Origin of the sequence: Labrys sp. WJW (assembly GCF_001676615.1) — a bacterium.
In the GTDB taxonomy this organism is placed as follows: domain Bacteria; phylum Pseudomonadota; class Alphaproteobacteria; order Rhizobiales; family Labraceae; genus Labrys; species Labrys sedimenti.
Map to the genome: position 1 here is coordinate 1 of NZ_LYXZ01000111.1, position 308 is coordinate 308.

The window sequence follows — 308 nt, forward strand, 5'->3', positions numbered from 1 at the left end:
TGGGCGGGCGGGGAGCGCGGCATCGCCGTGCTGCCCGACCGCAAGGCCGAGTTCCGCGAGGGCGTTGCTGAGGCCATCACCTATGCCAAGGCGCTCGACTGCAAGCTGGTCAACTGCCTGGCCGGCATCGCGCCCCGCTCCGTCGATGCGGGCGAGGCCCGGGCCACCTTCGTCGAGAACATCGGCTATGCCGCCGGCGAATTGAAGAAGGCCGGCATCCGCCTGGTGATCGAGGCGATCAACACCCGCGACATTCCCGGCTTCTTCCTGACCAACACCCGCCAGGCGGCCGAGATCATCGCCGAGAC

Annotated in this window: 1 protein-coding gene; it reads left to right on the top strand. The window is 68.8% G+C overall.

Annotated elements, in window-relative coordinates; translation table 11 throughout:
- Positions 1–308 (top strand): TIM barrel protein (locus BA190_RS34835; protein ID WP_156771852.1); only part of this gene is annotated, 308 nt, incomplete at both ends.